17 protein-coding genes are annotated in these 18,923 nt (G+C 66.2%); 10 read left to right on the forward strand and 7 right to left on the reverse strand.

Going from position 1 to position 18,923, the window contains the following annotated elements:
- Window positions 1-22 precede the first annotated feature (22 nt).
- Window positions 23-352, reverse strand: a complete 330-nt coding sequence (locus tag D187_RS26490) for a hypothetical protein (protein ID WP_155893586.1) — start codon at window positions 350-352, stop codon at window positions 23-25.
- Window positions 353-1,289: 937 nt separating this feature from the next.
- On the opposite strand from D187_RS26490, the gene D187_RS26495 reads away from it, so the two are divergent.
- Window positions 1,290-2,654, forward strand: coding sequence for an AAA family ATPase (locus D187_RS26495; protein ID WP_002629416.1), 1,365 nt, complete (start codon window positions 1,290-1,292; stop codon window positions 2,652-2,654).
- On the forward strand, window positions 2,651-3,391 hold the full coding sequence (locus D187_RS26500) for an HNH endonuclease family protein (RefSeq protein ID WP_002629417.1): 741 nt from the start codon (window positions 2,651-2,653) through the stop codon (window positions 3,389-3,391). Before D187_RS26495 ends, D187_RS26500 begins: the two co-directional genes overlap by 4 nt.
- A 206-nt stretch (window positions 3,392-3,597) precedes the next feature.
- On the opposite strand, the gene D187_RS26505 is transcribed toward D187_RS26500, so the two are convergent.
- On the reverse strand, window positions 3,598-3,891 hold the full coding sequence (locus D187_RS26505; RefSeq protein ID WP_002629418.1) for a hypothetical protein: 294 nt from the start codon (window positions 3,889-3,891) through the stop codon (window positions 3,598-3,600).
- A 236-nt stretch (window positions 3,892-4,127) separates the two neighbouring features.
- On the opposite strand from D187_RS26505, the gene D187_RS26510 reads away from it, so the two are divergent.
- Window positions 4,128-4,916, forward strand: a complete 789-nt coding sequence (locus D187_RS26510; protein WP_002629419.1) for a hypothetical protein — start codon at window positions 4,128-4,130, stop codon at window positions 4,914-4,916.
- Between the two features lie 135 nt (window positions 4,917-5,051).
- On the opposite strand, the gene D187_RS26515 is transcribed toward D187_RS26510, so the two are convergent.
- Window positions 5,052-5,597: a hypothetical protein gene (locus D187_RS26515; protein WP_043431575.1), complete on the reverse strand. Its 546-nt coding sequence runs from the start codon at window positions 5,595-5,597 to the stop codon at window positions 5,052-5,054.
- A gap of 527 nt (window positions 5,598-6,124) precedes the next feature.
- Between D187_RS26515 and D187_RS26520 the strand changes: the two genes are divergently transcribed.
- Window positions 6,125-7,918, forward strand: coding sequence for a glycoside hydrolase family 99 protein (locus tag D187_RS26520; RefSeq protein ID WP_245591833.1), 1,794 nt, complete (start codon window positions 6,125-6,127; stop codon window positions 7,916-7,918).
- Window positions 7,919-7,990: 72 nt separating this feature from the next.
- Here D187_RS26520 and D187_RS26525 read toward each other — a convergent pair whose 3' ends face one another.
- Window positions 7,991-8,473 (reverse strand): hypothetical protein, encoded by a 483-nt coding sequence (locus D187_RS26525; RefSeq protein WP_002629422.1) that lies wholly within the window; start codon window positions 8,471-8,473, stop codon window positions 7,991-7,993.
- Between the two features lie 153 nt (window positions 8,474-8,626).
- Here D187_RS26525 and D187_RS26530 point away from each other — a divergent pair, with 153 nt between their 5' ends.
- The 3 genes from D187_RS26530 (at window position 8,627) to D187_RS26540 (ending at window position 12,560) form a co-directional block, all read left to right on the forward strand.
- Entirely contained in the window at window positions 8,627-9,580 is a 954-nt protein-coding gene (locus D187_RS26530; RefSeq protein WP_043431576.1) for a hypothetical protein, read from the forward strand.
- A gap of 131 nt (window positions 9,581-9,711) precedes the next feature.
- The gene (locus D187_RS26535; protein WP_002629425.1) at window positions 9,712-10,476 is read left to right on the forward strand and encodes an acetoacetate decarboxylase family protein; all 765 of its coding nucleotides are present in this window, start codon (window positions 9,712-9,714) and stop codon (window positions 10,474-10,476) included.
- Window positions 10,477-10,541: 65 nt separating this feature from the next.
- Window positions 10,542-12,560: a hypothetical protein gene (locus D187_RS26540; RefSeq protein ID WP_002629426.1), complete on the forward strand. Its 2,019-nt coding sequence runs from the start codon at window positions 10,542-10,544 to the stop codon at window positions 12,558-12,560.
- Between the two features lie 123 nt (window positions 12,561-12,683).
- On the opposite strand, the gene D187_RS26545 is transcribed toward D187_RS26540, so the two are convergent.
- Both D187_RS26545 and D187_RS26550 read right to left on the reverse strand, forming a co-directional pair.
- Window positions 12,684-15,041, reverse strand: a complete 2,358-nt coding sequence (locus D187_RS26545; RefSeq protein ID WP_043431577.1) for a hypothetical protein — start codon at window positions 15,039-15,041, stop codon at window positions 12,684-12,686.
- A gap of 156 nt (window positions 15,042-15,197) precedes the next feature.
- Window positions 15,198-15,824: a DUF2267 domain-containing protein gene (locus tag D187_RS26550; RefSeq protein WP_002629428.1), complete on the reverse strand. Its 627-nt coding sequence runs from the start codon at window positions 15,822-15,824 to the stop codon at window positions 15,198-15,200.
- Window positions 15,825-16,047: 223 nt separating this feature from the next.
- Here D187_RS26550 and D187_RS26555 point away from each other — a divergent pair, with 223 nt between their 5' ends.
- From D187_RS26555 to D187_RS26565, 3 genes are all read left to right on the forward strand, one after another.
- On the forward strand, window positions 16,048-16,608 hold the full coding sequence (locus tag D187_RS26555) for a Uma2 family endonuclease (protein ID WP_002629429.1): 561 nt from the start codon (window positions 16,048-16,050) through the stop codon (window positions 16,606-16,608).
- 80 nt (window positions 16,609-16,688) lie between these two features.
- The gene (locus tag D187_RS26560) at window positions 16,689-17,537 is read left to right on the forward strand and encodes an aldo/keto reductase (protein ID WP_002629430.1); all 849 of its coding nucleotides are present in this window, start codon (window positions 16,689-16,691) and stop codon (window positions 17,535-17,537) included.
- Between the two features lie 49 nt (window positions 17,538-17,586).
- Window positions 17,587-18,591, forward strand: coding sequence for a cysteine synthase A (locus tag D187_RS26565; RefSeq protein ID WP_043431644.1), 1,005 nt, complete (start codon window positions 17,587-17,589; stop codon window positions 18,589-18,591).
- A gap of 70 nt (window positions 18,592-18,661) precedes the next feature.
- Here the strand turns inward: D187_RS26565 and D187_RS26570 are convergent, their stop codons facing one another.
- Window positions 18,662-18,868 (reverse strand): hypothetical protein, encoded by a 207-nt coding sequence (locus D187_RS26570; RefSeq protein ID WP_002629432.1) that lies wholly within the window; start codon window positions 18,866-18,868, stop codon window positions 18,662-18,664.
- Between the last annotated feature and the right edge of the window lie 55 nt (window positions 18,869-18,923).

Genomic DNA, 18,923 nt, shown 5'->3' on the forward strand with positions numbered 1-18,923 from the left:
GACTGAGACCGCCTCGCCCGTCTTACACGTAGTGGTTCAGGTCGTTGGAAATCAACGCGGCCAGCAGCGTTGAGCCACTGGGTGGGCAGTGCTCGATCTCCACGTCGGGCACGACCACCAGGGCCTCTTCTGGCGAGAGCGGCTCGTAGTTGAACACCTCCTGGATCGCCCGCTCGATCAACGCGATTCCCTCGGTCACTTCAGGAGGATGCTCTCGCGGCAACACCTCGGGATCGTGCTCCAGCCCCTGGAGGCCGTAGCAGAAGAAAACCGGGGCGAGCACACTCACGCATCCCACCGCGATGAACGGCGTGCCTTCACGCAGGAGCGCCACCCTCCAAGACGGGTGCATGTACGGCACCGTGAGATCTCGCACGCGATAGGCTGGCGCGGCTCGTTCCCGCAGAAGCGCCAGCACACGTTGCCAGGGCTCCGCGTTCCGCGATGCGCGCTGCCACGCCTCACGGGCACGGAGGTACTCGGGGGTCTCGGTGTACCGCTCATCCGCTGGACTGATGCCGCGAGGATGGAATTGTCGAGCGGTTTCGATGAGCGAGGCAAGGCGGTCGCTTGTCATTGTCCATCCGGTGAAATGGGGATGACTGGGATGTCGTGCACACAGGTATTGTTGACGCGGGATCCAGGTAGACTGATTTTGAGAATTCGATTGTACTCTTCGACGAAGGCCCCGCAGAGCACAGCGGACATTACCTCGGGTGAGGCCTTCGAGAGCACGAGATATGCGGCTTGATTGGCTGCACTCGCCCCTGCTACTTGTGCCCGCTCTCTCGTGATTTCTCGCGGAGGTGGTGCACCCGGACGAAGTCGGATTGGCGTGCCAACCGTGAACGTACAACGAACGGTATTTCCTGTGTTCCCATGGATAAATGCCGCACGAAAGCAGACCGCTTGCCATCCCCCATCAACATCGACCGGGACAATTTGTCTGTCATCGAACTTTCCTGGCGTGATGAATCCCCGTACCTCATTGGGTCCTGCGCCACATAAAGCGAAGGTCATCAACAGGATGAGGAGCCACTTCAAAGATTTCATCATTCGCGCTCCAGGGGACGCAACGTGGAGAGGAAAGAGGCGAGAGTACGAAGAGTAAGGGCGGCGCGACAAGACCAGGCGCAGTTGTCCAGGACGGAATAGAGGTCAGCCCGCCTCTCCATCCTGTGAGCCGCGAGATCCCCCACCAACGAGCACGCAACCGGAGTGGGGCAGGTCGAACCTTCGTGGTACATCCCCTGCAAGTAGCGCCGAGATAGGCACCCGAGAGGAGCGACATGGCCACGAAAAGCCGGGGAAGAGCACAGCAGGCCAAGAGGGTACGGGCGGGCTCGCGCAAGCAACTCCCCTCGAGGCCCCTGCCCGTCTACCTGCTTTCGTTGACCCTCGAGAACGTCCGCTGCTTCGGGCCCTCGCAGACCCTACGGCTCGCCGATGCGCAGGGACGTCCGGCGAAGTGGACGGTGATTCTCGGCAACAACGGCATGGGCAAGACGACCCTGCTGCAGGCGCTCACGACGGTCGAACCCGAGTCGACCTCCAGTGGCGGGAACTTCTACATGCCCAAGGCATTCACCTCCCAGTGGCATCCGAATCGTCATCAAACGGATGTAGCCCGTTTGTCTGTCGAAGCCATGATGGGCGGACTCCTGGCAGGTGATGAACAAGAAGAACCTGCCCGGATGGAATGCAAATTCGGCCCCAAGGGGCAAAAATACTCATGGAAAGGTGTCTTTGAGCCCTATCTCTCGCTGGTGTGCTACGGCTACGGAGCGACTCGCCGCATGGGAGCTGGCGCATTGTCCGCGCCGAAAGAAGCCCAGCGCAACGACAGTCTCTTCTTGGAAGATGTACCCCTGAGAAACGCCGAGGAGTGGCTCCTGCAAGCGGATTACGCCGCCAGCAAGGCCTCACCCCAACGCGGAGGAGCCGCGCGAAAGCGCGACCGAATCAAACAACTTCTCATTGACCTGCTCCCAGAGGTGAGCGACCTGCGCTTCACTCCTCCCGATGCGAGCAACCCCGATGCCAGGGTGGAGGTCCAAACGCCCTACGGATGGGTCCCGATGCGCGGCTTGAGCCTGGGATACCGGACGCTCATCGCCTGGCTGGTAGACCTCGCGAGCCGCCTGTTCGAGCGCTATCCCGAGAGCCCCAACCCGCTCGCCGAACCGGCGGTGGTCCTCGTGGATGAAATCGACCTCCACCTGCATCCGACCTGGCAGCGACAGCTCATCGGCTACCTGACCGAGCGCTTCCCTCAGACCCAGTTCATCGTGACCGCGCACAGCCCGCTCGTCGTTCAGAGCGCCACGGATGCGAACATCGTGGTCCTGAGACGAGAGGGCGACCATGTCGTCATCGACAACGACGTGGAATCCATCCGGGGCTGGCGGGTGGACCAGATCCTCACGAGCGACCTGTTCGGACTGGAGACGGCCCGGCCGCCCCAGATCGAGGAACTCCTCAAGGAGCGGACCGCGCTCCTCTCCAAGCCCCGGCTGACCCAGAAGGACAAAGCCAGACTGAACGAGTTGGAGTCCATGATCGGCCCTCTTCCCACGGGCGAGACGAAGACCGAGCGCGAAGCCCTCGAACTCATCCAACGCGCCGCCGAGCGCCTGAAGGATGGCCGGAAGTGATCCGCGTCCTCAAGCCGACCGAGCCGCCCGAGGTCCTTCGGACGAAAGGAGCGCGCGCCCTGCGTGCCATGAGGGCGGCGCATTCACGCGCGCCCCGGAGCTACGAGACCGGCAAGAAGTCGTTCGAGTTCGACCCGGGTATCCATGGACATGAGACCGTCAAGGCGGCGCTCCGCAAAGCACAGCACCTCAAGTGCGCCTTCTGTGAATCGAACTTCGCCCACATCTCCTACGGGGACGTCGAGCACTTCCGCCCCAAGGCGGGGTGGCGTCAGAAGGAGAAGGAGCCCCTCGGTCGACCTGGCTATTACTGGCTCGCCTACGAGTGGACGAACCTCTTCCTGTCCTGCACGCTCTGCAATCAGCAGTTCAAGAGGAACCTGTTCCCCTTGAAGACGCCCAAGCGAAGGGCTCGCAACCACAAGGACGATGTGTCAGTGGAAGACCCTCTGCTGCTCGACCCGGCGGCGGACGATCCCGAAACCTTCATCTCCTTCCGGCAAGAAGTGCCCTACGCAGTGGAGGGCAACAAGCGCGGGGAGACGACGATTCGCACCCTGGGGCTCCGGCGGGAGGAACTGGCCGAGCAACGGAGAAAGCACCTGAGTCATGTGAAGGCGCTCCGAAGCCTCATCAGGCTCGGAGCCCCCGAAGCCCCAGAGGCACAAACTCTGCTCCAACGCATGCAGCAGGACTCCGGTGAATACGCCGCGATGACCCGCGCCTTCCTGCGCTGACGTCCGCTCCTCGCACGGCCCCGCCAGGGGGAGTTGCGCCGCTGTGCATGGGGACGACCCCTGTCTGGTCTCGAGGGAAGCGCTACAGGAGCGGGAGCCTCCGCGCCAATCCACGTGCCCTCTCGGGGTACAGCGGCCCCCCCTGCATGACCAGGACGGGCCACCGCATTCGCGGAACGGCAGGTGTTACCTCAGCGGCAATGGCCTCAGGAGCAGATGCCGCCGCGCTCGTTTTCGTTGCAGTAGCGGCCACAGAAGATCGCCGTGTTGATGCATTCGGTGCTATCGCAACAATAGAACAAGTGAAAGCCGGCTTCGGTGCGGGTGGGCTCAGCCGGCTCCACCTTCGCACCAGACAGGCCGCACTGATGTTCGCACTCGACGGCGGAACCGATACACGTGGCGCCGTTGGCGCACGAGATCTCCTCCTGTCCGTCGGACATGCCACAGCCCGCCAGCAGACCCGCCGCCATCAGCCCTGCAATGATTGCCGCTCGCATGTATTTCTCCTGGTCCTGACAGCTTTTGCTACCTTTCCAGGATATCCATTCCAATGGCGACAGGGCAAGCGCCGTTTCCGTCCTCTCCCGGCTCCCACCCTCCCGAGTTCACGTCCCGGGTAGCGGACCCTCCGTCCCTCGGATTCTCCAGCGTCCGCATCGTACCCGACAGGACCCGCCAAGGGCCTTGACTCGAGAGGTCAAGTCCGCTTCCTATCGTGGAAAAGGAGCGGCACATGGCGGACGAGCAACACGGGACGAGCATCAGATTGGGACCCTTCCACCTCGGCGCGAGCCATGACGACCTGGGACCGGGTCTCGGGCGTCTCTACGAGGCGTGGCACACGGACACGGGAGCCCCGGTGCTGCTGTTGCGGCCCGGTGGCGACGTGAACTGGCAACCCGAGGGCCCCTGGCGGGTCCAGCTCTTCTTCGACCCGAACTGGTCCTCCGTCGTGGTGAAGGTGGAGCAGGCGCCCGCCCCGCTCGATGTCTCGGACCTGGCCAACCTCCTCGTGATGACCACCGCGGCGGTCACGCGGGTGGAGGACAATCCCCAGGTGCGCGCCCACCTCGCCGCCTCGCGCGGGGGAGATGCGAAGCCCTCGGCGCCGCACACGGGCCGCAAGTCTGTCTTCAGGCAAGAAATAGCGCTCGCGGGTCTCGCCATGCTCTCACTGGGGCTGGGCGTCTGGCTGTACCTCGAGAAGCATCCCAACACTCCACCTCAGCCCACGGCCAGCCTGGATTCCGAGGTCCGCTCCCCGAAGAAGGCAGTGTACTTCATCGACTCGGAAGAGTCCGGTGCAACCGCCATTGCCTATCCCTTGCCAGAGAAGCCATTCCAGAATCAGTTGATCCCGCCCTGCAATGTCAAAAAACGAGGGGAAGTGGCAATCAACAATGGGTGTTGGGTGGCGCTCGAACAGCGTCCTCCGTGCGAGGACGATCACGCCGAGTACAAGGGCAAGTGCTACCTGCCCGTCGCGCGGAAGGACCGTCCGCCCCAATCCGCCCAACCCTGAGGTCACTTCCGCTCGCTCGGCAGACGATTCGAGCGTGTGCTCTGGGCAAGGTGCCACGCGGCCAGGGCAACGCTCCTCCGTTGCCCCGGCCGCTTGAGCATCAAGGCTGTCGTGCGCCCTGCTCAGCAGCGGTCATCACAGCGCATCGCGAACGAGCACGAAGGACCAGTGGTCGCTCCCGAGGCCCGGGTTGTCGATGCTTCCCGTCACCACCAGCTGGTTCTGCGGGCCGGCGTAGCACACGACGTTCTGCAACTGCAGCCAGCTGCCGCTCCAGGTGACGGAGCGGAGCCAGAAGCTTCCGCCGCGCGCGACCCACAGGGAGGTGCGGTCCTCGTCGCCGTTGCCACGGTCGGTGAACACCTCGGTGAAATCCCCCGTGAACACGTCCGACGTCGCGTTGTACCCGAGCGCGAACGTCGCGCTCTGGGGGGCCGCCGGCGTGTGAAGCGGAGTCGTCTCGATCTGATAGCCCTGCGCCATCGCGAAGTGCGTGAAGCCGAGGGCTCCACGGGCGGTCACGGCCGACCCGATACCCAGGACCCGCCTGCCGTCGGACCGCGAGGCGTTCAGGAAGGAATCGACGCGGGTCCCGCACGCAATGGGCGCGCTCGCGTACGCAGGTGCCGCGGACAGGACAATGGCCAGAGCAACACCCGAAATGCTCGATACGACGTTCATGTGGACTTCCTCCAAATATTTCATCGAAACTGGATGGAACCGCACTCTCACCGAGGACCCACGCGCCCCCCCTCGAGGACGACCCATCGACTCGTGGGTACCGGTGGAGTGGGCGCTTCATACGTTGGCCGCGTGATGGGCGCGTGACGGGCCGTGGCCTCGTGACGTTGGCCCGAGTGATGGGCGCGTGACCGGGGCGTGGGCGAACAGATGGCGGCTACGAGGAACTCATTCCGGTGGAGTTCGTCGCCGAGTTGCCCAAGGCGCCCACCGGCAAGGTGCAGGACTCCAAGCCACGCACCGGCGGGATTCCTGAGAGAATTCCAAGGTCCCACAGGCCCACGGCCGTGGAACGGCGGGTCCTTCGTTCCGAGCATCCTGATTAAGCGGCTTTGTCCAAGCTTCCTTGACAACCTGGATGTTGGTTTGTACTCCTATTCGGAATGAATGCGAGACGAGCGAATGGGTTGTTGCTGGCGGTGTCCCTAGCGGTCAACGTGGCGGGCTGCGTGGAGCAGGATGAATCCATGCATCCGCCCCCCTCGGAACCAGCGGGCGAGACGACACAAGCGGTCGTCTCGCAGGGGATCAAGGACAAGGTCATCGCCGGTTACCAGGGGTGGTTCTCGGCCTATGGTGACGGGTCGCCGGTCGAGCGGTGGTACCACTGGTCGGGGGGAACCTACCGGTCCAACCAGGGAATGCCCGCTCCGGGTTATCAGAGCTTCGATTTGTACCCGGACATCTCGGAGTACCCGCCCGGGTCGCTCTTCCAGACCGGCTATGCGCCGCTTGGGAACGGAGCGCCAGCGAAGCTGTTCTCCTCGTACTCGGCGGACGTCGTGAACAAGCATTTCCAGTGGATGCAGCAGTACGGCATCGACGGGGCCGCGGTGCAGCGGTTCATGACGACGGATGGCGTGTTCATGGCGCATCGCAACAGTGTCGCCACCAAGGTGAAGACCGCCGCCGAGGCGACCGGACGCCTCTTCTATATCATGTATGACATTTCCGGCATGGACGATGCCACCTTCGTCCAGATGATCAAGGACGACTGGACGAAGACGATCGTCGGCCAGCTCCAACTCACCGCCTCCCCCCGCTACGCGGTGCAGGATGGAAAACCGGTGGTGGCCATCTGGGGGGTGGGCTTCACGGACCGGTCGAACTCCGCGGCACGCTCCGCGGAGCTCATCGACTGGTTCCGCGCCCAGGGCACCTATGTCATTGGAGGAGTGCCGACGAACTGGCGCACCAGCAGCGGAGACTCGAAGCCGGGCTTCACCGAGGTGTACAAGAAGTTCCACATGATTTCTCCGTGGACCGTCGGGCGCTACAAGCACGACGTGGAGATCGACAGCTACAAGGACACCCACGTCATTCCCGACCGCGACTACTGCGCCACCCACGGCATGGCCTACCAGCCGGTCCTGTTCCCCGGCTTCGCCTGGTACAACTGGAACGGCGGGCCGAAGAACGAGATCCCCCGGCGCGGGGGTGCGTTCCTGTGGAAGCAGGCCTTCAACATCCGCAGCGCGGGCATCCCCGCGGCCTACATCGCCATGTTCGACGAGTACGACGAGGGAACGGCCATCGCGAAGGCGGCCGAGGACTCGTCGATGACGCCCACCAACCAGTACTTCCTCACGCTGAGCTCCGACGGCATCTACATCTCCTCCGACTTCTACCTGCGCCTGGCGGGCAAGGCGACGCGGATGATCGAAGGGCTCGATGCGCTCACGCCGACCGTGCCCATCCCCTACACGAACGGACCCGTCTGGTTCCGCACGGGCGGGGAGGAAACGGATGCCGCGCTCACGTGGAGCAACACCATCGACCCGACGGGAGGGGGAAGCGTGGGGGTGACAGGCCCTGGAGGCACCGGTAGCGTCGGGTTCGGCGTCGTCTCGGGCGAACGCGCCCACGGCGGAAGCAGGGCCCTGCGCATCTCCGGGCGCGATACCGCGGCCACGGGCTCCTTCGCGTACTTCAAGGCCTACGACGTCCACATCCCGGTGCAGGCCTCGACCCAGCTCTCCTTCTGGACCTACCCACAGAACAGCCTGTCCCAGCACGTGACCGTGGATCTCATCATGACGGACGGCACGTCCCTCCGGGACTCGGGCGCGACGGACGTCAACGGCCTCGGCATGCACCCGGGAGCCAGCCGCGGCACCGTCAACGCGTGGACGCAGACGAAGTCCCGGATCGGTCAGTGGCTCGCCGGCAAGACGATCGACAGGATCTTGATCACCTACGACTACGGCCCCCTGACGGGTGACTTCGTCGGGTACGTCGACGACATCGAGATCAGCAACTAGGCCCGGGTGGGTGCGAGGGCCGGGGGGCCCCCGGAAGGAGCCCCCCGGAAGGTGTCAAACACCTCGTACAGCTCAGGGCTCGGGGAAGCCGCCGCGCACCCACTCGTTGGCGACGTCTCTGTTGAACTTGAAGTTCACGGGCACGCGATGCTTCGCGACGGTCGCGCCCGCGTCGTCGACGGCGGAGAGCAGCGCGTGGGGCTCATACTCATCGGCCACGAGCTCGAGCCGAACCTCGTACCAGCGGCCCTCCCAGGCGATGGAGAGCTTCTTGGTCATGGCCTGTTCGCGCTGTCGCGCGGAGCGGTCGAGGACCTCCGAGGCCGTTTTCACGAAGGTCGCGAACGCCGTCGCATCGAAGGGCTTGGGGTTCTTCTTGTCGCGGCCCATCACCCACGGACTGATGAGGACGGGCTCGGCGAGCCCCTGCTTGCGGATTTCCACGGCCCAGCCGTCGTCCTCCTCGTTCTTGATGACCCTGGCCGTCCAGCCGTTCTTCCGCCAGAACGTGGGCTCCATGACTTCGGGCTCGGCAGGCGTGCGCTCGTCGCTCATGGGCGTTCCTCATACCCTTCGATTGCCATTTTCTCCGCATCATTTTCCACCTCGATGGCTCATCTCGTATGGACAGGGGGGCGACCCGGGTCTCGGGGAGGTGCCCACTTTGTCCGTTAACGAGTCCAACGAAGCTCGAGCTGGAGTTCGAGGATGATGAAACGGAAGATTCCCACGGCGGCACTCTTCATTCTGTGCTTCTTCGCAGCCAACTCCGCCTGGGCCCAGGCGCGGGTGTTCAATTTCACGGTGCCCGACACCATCACGGACCCGCTCAGCGGTTTCCAGGTCGAGTACACCCTGGGTGGGAGCAACTATGGTGTGGGCGCCGCCTACTCCGAACTGCGGTTCTATATCTCGGCCAGTCCGAATGGGAGCACCGGCGTGGCGCTCCTGTACTCGACGGGGGTCCACCTGAGCGGCACCGGGTGGGGACCCTATTATCCCCCTTCAGGGAAGCAGACGCGGACCATCACCCGGGGGAGCATACCCGCGAGCACGGTATCGTTGCTGGAGAACATCGCGGCGGCCTGCACACCTCAGACCTGGTACATCCTGGCGGAGCTGGGTTGGAGTGGCTACAAGTATGACGATACGGTGATGGGCACCACCAAGCAGCCCGACTTCTACTTCATCGGTGGAACGATCAGCCCAGCGGCAATCCAGCCGGGCGGCACCACGAACATCTCCTTCGACCTGCATACGCGGTGTCCCGCGAGTTCCGAGTCGGCGGTGGGCATCTACCTGGCCGATGCCAACTACCAACTGCTGTCCTTCATTGGGGCGGTCAATATCGCGAGTGGGGCGGGGACATCCACGCTGCCCCCCACGGCCATCACGTTCTCTCCGTACATGCCCACGGGCACCTACCACATCGTGCTGTTCGCCGATGAGTATGGGTCTATTGCCGAGAGCAACGAGGACAACAATGTTGGCGCCTTCCAGCTGGATGTGAAGGGGAGCGCGCTGGTGGCCGCTGACAGTGAGGGAGGCCAGTTGGAGCCGGAGCTCCAGCCTCCGTTCGCTCCCAAGACGGCGCTTTACAAGCTCGGGTCTGGCGCACCTGACAACTACGTGCGGAAGTTCGACTACGCGCCGGAGCGCTGAGCCGAGGCGAGCCGCGCGCTCCCAGGGACGGCGCGCTCGGCGTGTTCTTCACCTCGGAGAGGTACTGGGCAGCTGGATACGGACGGTGGTCGCGCTATGAAGACACGATGAGTCCAGCACGAGGAGAAGGTGTGGGGTTTGTCGGCGACTGGTCCACGCGAATCGTCACCCTCGCCCTGCCGCGTCCGAGCGTGGAGCGGATGCTCGCCCGCGAGCCGCGCCTGGGGCGAGATCTGGAGTTGCTGCCCCAAGGGCTGACTCCCGAGGGGAGCCACCCCGTGCTGTTCTCCTTCGGCACGCTCCACCGCTCGCGCATGAGCTGGTCTTCCGCGTCCTCCTCCTCGCTAACGTACGAGGAGATGGCCGTGGTGGTGCCCTTCGTGGCCTCGCGGCGGCGGTCGGCGCGCACGGGCACGCCGCTCCCGTGGGTGTATCTGCCCCGGCTGTTCCTCAATGCCACCGTGCCCACGGTGGGGGGATGGCTGTACTGGGGCTTCAACAAGGTCCTGGCGCGCATCGGCGACACACAGGAGGATCCGGGGCGCTATGACGTCCGCTCGCTCGTGGCCGGGACTCCCCTGCTCTCCTTGCGGTGGGAGGCACCCGCGCAGCCCTACCAGCCCGTCTCCGAGGTGCCTGCCTTCCAGGCCATGCAGGAGATCCACGAGCAGTCCCTGCTCGGCACGGTGGGTCCGCTGCTGACGTCCGCGCCGTGGACGAAGGATTGGAGCCAGGGCACCGTCCGCGGCCTGTCGGCGGAGCTGCGGATCTCCGCTCCGTTCGTCCCCGGACTCGAGCCGGGACATCACACCTGTGCGCCGTTGGGACCGGAGCATGTCCTGGGCGCCTACCAATTGCGCGTCCCCTTCGTGCTCTCCCTCCCCCAGCTGGAGTGACCGCGCTCCCGTGATGGGGGTTAACGTGCCAGGCGAGCACTTCAGCTCTGGGAGACAACTGACACATGCGAAAATCCAAGTTCGTCCTGACGGCAGTGTCCGCCGCCCTCCTCGCGATCGCTTGCGGTGGCGGCACCCCGCCGGGCGCTGGCAATCCTCCCGGGACGGAGCGCCCCGTGGACCCGGCCGTGCTCGCGGCACAGCCCAAAGCCTCGAACACGCCGATGGACGAGATCGTCACCCAGCAACTGCTGCCGACGATTGAGCACCTGTTCGACCAGGTGCGCGCGCAGGGACTGGACACGGAACTGCAGGGCGTGAAGGTCTTCGCTCCGAACAGCGGCGACAAGTTCCTGCCGGGCAAGGTGGCCATCGGGTTCTCGTACCTGCTGCTCAACGCATCGCCTTCGGACGCCAGGTACCAGACCTACCTCGACGGCTACCGCGCGATCTCCGACATGACGATCAACGTGACGAACGAGACCTGGGGCATCTACTACTACCTCTCGGCCCTCTGGAAGCTCAAGAAGGCGGGCCACCTCGACGGCGAGAACCCGGCCGTCAGCGCCGCCACCCTGGACAAGCTCAAGACCCGGCTCGACTGGCGCACCTTCGTCAACCCCGATTACTCGTTGATCAATCTGCCGACCAACTACTACGGCGTCGCTTTCAGCGTGGCACGTCTGCGCTACCTGCTCGGCTGGGAAGGCCCCGAGGCCAGCGAGGCCCTGCTGCAGAAGATGATCAACCACTACAAGACCTTCTCGGCCTTTGGCTTCTCGGACGAAACCGATGGCAGCGGCCGCTTCGACCGCTACAGCATCCTGCTCATCGGCGAGATCGTGCAGCGGCTGATCGAGACCGACATGCAGGTCTCGCCCGAGGATCTGGCCGCGCTCAAGGGCTGGCTGCGCCAGTCAGTGGATGTCATCAAGCTGCGCTTGAACCCGGCGGGCAACGGCATCGACTACGGCCGCAGCCTGAGCGCCTACGCGGACACGTCCTTCGCCGAGGTGCTCTCGGCGGCCGCGCACATGAACGTGCTGACGGCCGAGGAAAAGGACATCGCCTACGCCTTCGCGACACGCATCACGGCGAAGTACACCGAGTTCTGGTACGACGCCGAGACCGGGTCGCTCAACATGTGGGACAAGGGCCGCCGCACTGATGGCTACCGCGGCAAGGCGCGCATCCTGGGCGAGAACCTGAGCCTGTCGCACCAGTTGCTCTACACCAACAACCTCTGGAAGCTCAGCGGCCATGCACAGAAGCCGCCGGTGTCGACCCGCGCCTTCATCGACTACCTGGACACGTTGCCGCGCACGGCGCTCACCCGGTTCGCCGGCTTCGACGGGCAGTCCGCCACCTACGACCGCGGCCTGGTCACCTACCGCGACGGCCTGCGCATCATCAGTCTGCCGGTGGTCAACGGCGCGGCCACCTACCACCGCACCAATCCGTACTTCGCGATCCCGTATTCGTACAACATGCTCTCCGGTGTGGCCGACACGCAATGGCCGCAGTTGCAGCCGATGTTCACCCTGGCCGATACGAGCACGGGCACCCCACAGGCGCTGATTCCCGCGGCGTACCAGAAGAACCTGCGGACGCAGGAGTCCGCGGACGGCAAGGTGCTGCGGGTGAGCTACGAGCAGGACGCCATGGACCGGGTGACCGGCACCGGCAGCGGTGGCTCGCCCTTCAAGGACAAACGCATCACCTCCACCACCACCTACACCTTCGAACCTGGCCAGATCACACGCGAGGACACCTACACACCCGATGGCGCCCTGAGCCTGTCGAAGATCGAGATGGAGTTCGGCTCGTTCTCCGACGGCGTGAGCACCAGCGGCGACAAGCGCTTCAGCTACGCCAGCGGCGATGTCTACGCCTTCGAGGTGGAAGGCCTGCGAGACTGCACCGTGGCCGACGTGCGCGGCGACGCGAACTACAACACGCCCGTCGGTGCGCTCAAGACCAGCATCCGCTGCTCCACGCCGGCCCAGACCTTCAGCACGCCGCTGACCATCAAGTGGCTGCTGAAATACCACTCGCCCGGCGTGGCTTCGCTCGCGCCGCACTGAGTGTCAACCCTCCACTCGGAGCTCCTGCTCGCGACGCTCCCGCCGAGGGCGGCGGGGGCGCCGCTGTTGGGTCACCTGGCCCCGAGCATCGACCTCATGGAGCCGCACCCAGGACAGGCAGACTCAGCGGGCCGCCTGCAGCGGCTTGCGCTCCTTCACGCACACCTGGATCAGCTCGAGCACGCTCATGCTGGTGCCGCTGACGTCGAACTTGTGATCCTTGAAATCGGGATACTGGTTCTGCAGGATGCGACCCTCCGCGACGCAACCGTTGTACTGCTCGAGCGCCTCGTTCTTGCTCCCCTTGGACAGCAGGGACTTCGCCAGGGTGTACGCCTTCCTCGGCCCGTCCTCGAACCGGAGCTGCACGTCGACCTTCTTCTGGGGCTCCTGCAGCGACGCGGCCTTCTGGGCACACTGCGCCATCACGTCCTGGGGCCGCGTGGGCATTCCGCCGATGAGCACGTCGATGCCAGCGAGGCCAGCGTTCTCCTTCACCATCCTGGCGCCCTCCTCCTGGCAGGCCTTCAGCTTGTCCATCGCGTTCGCGTACAGATCCTTCTTCTTGCGCAGGTCCTTGGCGGACGCGGCCGACTCCGACGTCGCGCTGGCGGCGGCCAGGGCCTCACCGGTGATCTTCCGCAACGCCCGCGCCTGCCGCGCGAACTCGAGCGCCTCCATCAGCTTCACCATTTCGTTGCGCGCCCGCTCCGCGTACGACGCGTAGCCCGCGTCCTGCCGCTCCAGCTCCGCGCGCGTCTCGAACATCTGCATGAGCTCGTCCACGACCTTCGAGGCCGCATCGATGTCGCCGTCGGTGGAGGTAGCGGGCTTGGCGGCCTCGAGCTTCTCCTTCGCCGTGGCCAGGCGCTCGGAGAGCTGAACACGGGCGTCCGCCGCGGCCAGCACGATCTTCCGCCGGTTGACGCGATCGGTCAGCTCCGCCATGCGCTCCTTGGACTCCTTGGCGTACAGCGCGTAGTCGCGGTCCTTCTTCACGAAGGCCACGCCGGCCTCCAGCACCACGCCGATCTGCTGGATGGCCTTCTCCGCCTCCTGGATCTGCGCGTCCGAGGGCTTCTCCTTCTGGATCCCGGCGACCAGGGCCGTCGCGTTCTTGCGCGCCTCGTCGACCTTCGCGCGCTGCTGCTGCAGATCGACCTCGTACCGGCGCCGCTCGATGGTCGCCTTCCCATCCTTGAGCAGCTGGCGCGCTTCGGCGGCGGAGGGGCTGACCGCGGGGTTCTTCGTGTGAGCCGTCTCGAGCGTCTTCTGCAGGATGACCATCGCCGTGTTGGCCTCCTCGAACTGCTCGGGGGTCACGCTCCGCCTCTCGAGATTGCGCAGGGCCTGCGTGAAGTCGGCGCGAGCTGTATCGAGGCCGCGAACCTCGAGTGACACCTCCACCTCGGTGAGCGTGTTCTTCACCTCGGTGAGGTACTGGGCGATGGGCTGGCTGGCCGCGGCCTGCGGCTCGTACTTCTCCACCAGCTTGCGGACGACGAACGCCGCGGTCTTGGCCTCGGCGAACTGCTCGGGAGTCGGCTTCCGGGCACGGAGCGCCTTGGCGGCCGTGGCGAGCTCTTCCTGGGCAGGCCCCATCTCCGCCTTGACGCGCGAGACACCCGCCTGCGCCACCGACTCCTCCATCTTGCGCCGGGCCTGCGTGACCTCGGCGCGAGCCTTGTCCGCGTCCCCGCGATACGCCCTGTCGCGCTCCTCGAGCGGCTTGCCCTCGTCGAGCTGCTTCTGCAGCGCCGTGATCGCCTTGTCGGTGGCCGAGAACTTCTCGTCCGACCAGGCCTTGCCCAGCTCGGCGACCGCGGCGGCCAGCGCCTTGCGGCTGTCGTCCAGGAGTCCGCGCTGCTTCTGCGCCGACTGCGCCAACCACCGGTCATCGATCGCCTTCTGGTGACGGGCGAGGGTCGCGTCGACCTCGGAGATGTACGCGGCGAACTTCTCATCCTGCTTCGTCAGGGGCCGGCTCTCGTCCGCCAGCTTCTTGAGCGCATCGACCGAGGCCCGGGCATCGTCCATCTCCTTGGGGCCGGGTTCCTTCCCCGAGAACTTCGCCATGCGCTCGTTCAGGGTCGCGAGCGCCTCATCCATGCGCCGGCGAGAGTCGAAGATGTGCACCTTGGCGCGGCGCCCCTCGACGTACTCGCGCTGCGTCCGGAGCTCCTTGCGCGCCGCGAGGACGGCCCGGGCGTAGTCGAGATCCGCCGTCTCGAAGCTCGCGCCCGCGTCGAGCGCGCTCTTCAGCGCTTCCACCGCCGCGAGGGCCGCATCGAGGTCGGCATTGCTCGGCGGATCCTTCTGGATCCGCTGAACGGCCGTCGTGAGAGCGGCGCGAGCACTCTCGAGCCGCTTCGAGGCCTCCGCCACGGACTTCGCGGCAGCCGCCTCAGGCGGCGCGGCGGATGCGTCGAGGGTGGCGAAGGCGAGAAACCCCATGAACACCAGCACTGAAGTACGTACCATTCCCACCAACTTACTACAGTGAAGCGGCGGGCTCCCCGACATAGTGCAGGAGCCCTCCAGTCAGGAGGACAGCCCGGCGGCCCCATGCGAGGCCCCTCCCCCGCCCTGCACTCTTGCTGGGGGGGCCGTGTGCTCCCCTGGGCGCTGGACCCGAGTTCACTTCCGCTCACTCAGGGGACGATTCGACCCGAGGTGTCCGGTCGCGAGGGTCTCCCCTTCGCGCTCCTGGGTGAGCCCGGTGGCACTGGAGAGCTTCGTGTCCCCATGAGGATTGTCCGTGCGCGCCACGGACTGGGATTGCGCCCGCTCGGGGCTGGCCTCGGACAGGGGATGCGTGCTTCCCGGCCGGCCCTCCGCGAGTGTCCCGCGGCTCGGCTCGAGGTGGACGGGCTCGAAGCGCTCGCCGGACTCGCGGGGCGAGAAGAGGGCGCCCATGGGCTCGGGGAGCTCCTCGCGGAGCCGGTGCAGCGTCCCCGGGCTCAGCGCCTCCGCGAGGAACCGGCAGACGACGCCCGTGAGTTCCACGGCGCGTCCGAGCGGCACCCGCATCCGGTCCGCGACACGCGCCTGGAACTCCGCGAGGTTGAAGTCCTGGCGGTCGACCCCTTCCCTCATGCCCGCGGTCAGCGAGCCAGGAAGGTCATCCGCCACGGCCTCGATGACGGGCCAGCTCAAGCGCTCGCTCAGGACTTCGAGCACCGTGTGCACGGTGTGCTCGGCCTCCTGGGTGCCAGCTTGTCCGGTGTGCTCGGCCACATCGGATAGAAGTTCCTCGTTCATCATCGCCATCCCTCCTCGCGAGCGGTGGCACCCAGGCAGGCGAGCCACGAGAGTCGCCCGTCGGGAGCACCCACTCCGAAGATGCGCACCGACGTCCGCGAAAGCGATCAGCCCCCGTGAACCGAGGACTCGTCCGTCGGGTGGACGGTTCGTCCGTCCCAGTCAGACCAACCCCGGAAGGAACCACCCGCTACCTTATTTCAGAGGTAGGGTGTAGCTTGTTCGCATGAATGCCGAATCCAAGCGCAAGGCGACCTACGCGGACCTGGAAGCGGTCCCTCCGCACCTCGTGGCGGAGCTGGTCGACGGCGAGCTGTACGCCAGTCCCCGGCCCCCCTCCCCTCACGCACTCGCGCATAGCGCGCTGTTCGGAGAACTCTACAGCCCCTTCCACCTGGGAAGGGGAGGCCCGGGCGGATGGCTGCTCCTCTTGAAGCCCGAGCTGCACCTGGGCGACGATGTGCTGGTGCCGAACCTCGCCGCCTGGCGCCGTGAGCGCATGCCGGAGATGCCCGACGTGGTGGGCTTCACCCTCGCGCCCGACTGGGTCTGCGAGGTGCTCTCTCCTTCCACGAAGTCACTGGACCGGGAAAAGAAGATGAAGGTCTACGCCCGCGCGGGTGTGCGCCACCTGTGGCTGGTGGACCCGCTGCGGCGGTCCTTGGAGGTCTACGGGCTACACGGCGAGCACTGGGAGCCGCTGGGCACGAACACCGGTCCCGCTCGCGTGCACGCCGAGCCCTTCACGCCCCTTCTCCTGGAGCTGAGTGTTCTCTGGGCGAGGTGACTCCGCCCAGGGTGCCGCGAGCCCGGCCCCCCGAGCCCTCGCCCGCCGTATGCTCCGCGCGGACCAGGAAGGGAGGGCACATGGAGAAGCGCGTGTTGGGAAGCACCGGGGTGGCGGTCCCCGTCATCGGGCAGGGGACCTGGCAGATGGAGGAGGATGACCCGGAGAGCGCCATCCGGGCCCTCAAGGCCGGGATGGATCTCGGCCTGACCCACCTCGACACCGCCGAGCTCTACGGGCAGGGCCGCGTGGAGGAGCACATCGTGTCCAAGGCCATCGCGGGCCGGCGCGACGAGGTGTTCCTCGTGTCCAAGGTCATGCCCTCCAACGCCACCGAGAAGGGCACCCTCACCGCGTGTGAGCGGAGCCTCAAGCGGCTGCGCACCGACCGGCTCGACTGCTACCTGCTGCACTGGCCCGGCTCCCACCCGCTGGAGGGCACCGTGCGCGCCTTCGAGCGCCTGGTGAAGGACGGCAAGGTGCTCTCCTGGGGCGTGAGCAACTTCGACGTGGACGAGCTCGAGGAGGTGCTGGCGATCGCCGGCCCGGGCCGCATCGCGTGCAACCAGGTGCTCTACCACCTGGAGGAGCGCGCCATCGAGCACGCGGTCATCCCCTGGTGTGAGAAACAGGGCGTGGCCGTCGTGGCCTACAGCCCGTTCGGCAGCGGGAACTTCCCCGAGCCGGAGAGCCCGGGAGGCCAGGTGCTCGAGGCCATCGCCGGCGCCCACGGTGTCACGCCCCGCCAGGTGGCGCTGCGCTTCCTCGTGCGCCGGCCCTCGCTCTTCGCCATCCCCAAGGCCAGCCGCGAGGCGCATGTGCGTGACAACGCCGCGGCCGCCGCCCTGTCCCTCACCGCGGAGGAGCTGCGCCGCATCGACGAGGCATTCCCCCTCGGGCCCGAGCCCGCCTCTCTGCCCGTCAGCTGAACGCTCCGCGAGGCGCCACCGCCCACGGCGCGCTATGCTCGGCCCCCACATGGCACCCCGCATTGGCTCGCTCTGGGATTCAGTTGGAAACACGCCGTTGCTGCGCATCGGCTCGCTCTCGCGCCTCACCGGTTGTGACGTTCTCGGCAAGGCCGAGTTCATGAACCCCGGCGGCAGCATCAAGGATCGCGCCGCCAAGGGGATGATCCGCCGGGCGGAGGAGGAAGGGCGGCTCGTCCCGGGCAGCACGATCATCGAGGGGACGGCTGGCAACACGGGCATCGGGCTGGGGCTGCTCGGCCGCGAACGGGGCTACCGCGTCGCCGTCACCATGCCCGACAACCAGGTGCGCGAGAAGTACGAGTACCTGGAGGCCATGGGCGTGGAGGTCATCAAGGTCCCCGCGGTGCCCTTCTCCAATCCCTCGCACTTCTACCACCGCGCCCGCGCGCTCGCCGAGGAGCGCGGCTGGGTGTGGATGAACCAGTTCGAGAACACCGCCAACGGGGACTTCCACTACGAGACCACCGGGCCCGAGCTGTGGGAGCAGTGCGAGGGCCGCGTGGACGTGCTCGTCTCCTCCGTGGGCAGCGGCGGCACCCTCTCCGGCGTGAGCCGCTACCTCAAGGAGAAGAACCCCGCCCTGCGCGTGGTGCTGGTGGATCCGCACGGCTCGGGGCTCTACTGCCAGGTGCGCGAGGGGAAGATGGAGGGCTCGGGCAGCTCCATCACCGAGGGCATCGGCATCATGCGCCTCACGGAGAACTTCCGCCGCGCGCGGGTGGATGAGGCGATGCGCCTGTCGGATCAGCACATGATCGAGATGCTCTACCACCTGGCCCGCGAGGACGCGCTGGTGGTGGGCACCTCGGCGGCCCTCAACGTGCGCGCGGCCTACGAGGTGGCCCGGCAACACCTCGGCCAGGGGCTGCGCATCGTCACCCTGCTGTGTGATCACGGCAGCCGCTACAGCTCGAAGATCTTCAACCCGGACTTCCTCGCCACCCGGCAGCTCGAGGTGAAGCCCCTGCCTCCGCCCGACGCCCCGGTCTGAAGACAAGCGCGGGGCTCGGCGAGGAAACGGCGAGGGCCGCCGTGTGCACCGGAGGCCCTCGGGCGTCCGTCTAGAAGCGGCAGTAGCAGCGGCCCGAGTGGCACGCTCCGGCGCCCACGGCCCCACAGCCCGCGTCACACTGGGAGTCCCGCGCACATTCCACGAGCCCCGCCGAGGAGGGCGCCGGCGTCTCCGCCCACGCACCCGCGGTGAAACCCGTCCCCACGCCCACCACGAGCGCCGCCACGGCCCACAACCCCTTCAGCTGCTTCGTCATGTCATCGCTCCCGTGCAGAGAAGTCCGGTCATTCCGGACATACTGGATTCTACAA

Origin of the sequence: Cystobacter fuscus DSM 2262 (assembly GCF_000335475.2) — a bacterium.
Taxonomy (GTDB): domain Bacteria; phylum Myxococcota; class Myxococcia; order Myxococcales; family Myxococcaceae; genus Cystobacter; species Cystobacter fuscus.

Excerpts from the sequence above, each read along its gene's own strand:
- D187_RS26490 (WP_155893586.1), bottom strand. The coding sequence starts at position 352 with ATGCACCCGTCTTGGAGGGTGGCGCTCCTGCGTGAAGGCACGCCGTTC.
- D187_RS26495 (WP_002629416.1), top strand. The coding sequence starts at position 1,290 with ATGGCCACGAAAAGCCGGGGAAGAGCACAGCAGGCCAAGAGGGTACGG.
- D187_RS26505 (WP_002629418.1), bottom strand. The coding sequence starts at position 3,891 with ATGCGAGCGGCAATCATTGCAGGGCTGATGGCGGCGGGTCTGCTGGCG.
- D187_RS26510 (WP_002629419.1), top strand. The coding sequence starts at position 4,128 with ATGGCGGACGAGCAACACGGGACGAGCATCAGATTGGGACCCTTCCAC.
- D187_RS26515 (WP_043431575.1), bottom strand. The coding sequence starts at position 5,597 with ATGAACGTCGTATCGAGCATTTCGGGTGTTGCTCTGGCCATTGTCCTG.
- D187_RS26520 (WP_245591833.1), top strand. The coding sequence starts at position 6,125 with ATGCATCCGCCCCCCTCGGAACCAGCGGGCGAGACGACACAAGCGGTC.
- D187_RS26525 (WP_002629422.1), bottom strand. The coding sequence starts at position 8,473 with ATGAGCGACGAGCGCACGCCTGCCGAGCCCGAAGTCATGGAGCCCACG.
- D187_RS26530 (WP_043431576.1), top strand. The coding sequence starts at position 8,627 with ATGATGAAACGGAAGATTCCCACGGCGGCACTCTTCATTCTGTGCTTC.
- D187_RS26540 (WP_002629426.1), top strand. The coding sequence starts at position 10,542 with ATGCGAAAATCCAAGTTCGTCCTGACGGCAGTGTCCGCCGCCCTCCTC.
- D187_RS26545 (WP_043431577.1), bottom strand. The coding sequence starts at position 15,041 with ATGGTACGTACTTCAGTGCTGGTGTTCATGGGGTTTCTCGCCTTCGCC.
- D187_RS26550 (WP_002629428.1), bottom strand. The coding sequence starts at position 15,824 with ATGATGAACGAGGAACTTCTATCCGATGTGGCCGAGCACACCGGACAA.
- D187_RS26555 (WP_002629429.1), top strand. The coding sequence starts at position 16,048 with ATGAATGCCGAATCCAAGCGCAAGGCGACCTACGCGGACCTGGAAGCG.
- D187_RS26560 (WP_002629430.1), top strand. The coding sequence starts at position 16,689 with ATGGAGAAGCGCGTGTTGGGAAGCACCGGGGTGGCGGTCCCCGTCATC.
- D187_RS26565 (WP_043431644.1), top strand. The coding sequence starts at position 17,587 with ATGGCACCCCGCATTGGCTCGCTCTGGGATTCAGTTGGAAACACGCCG.
- D187_RS26570 (WP_002629432.1), bottom strand. The coding sequence starts at position 18,868 with ATGACGAAGCAGCTGAAGGGGTTGTGGGCCGTGGCGGCGCTCGTGGTG.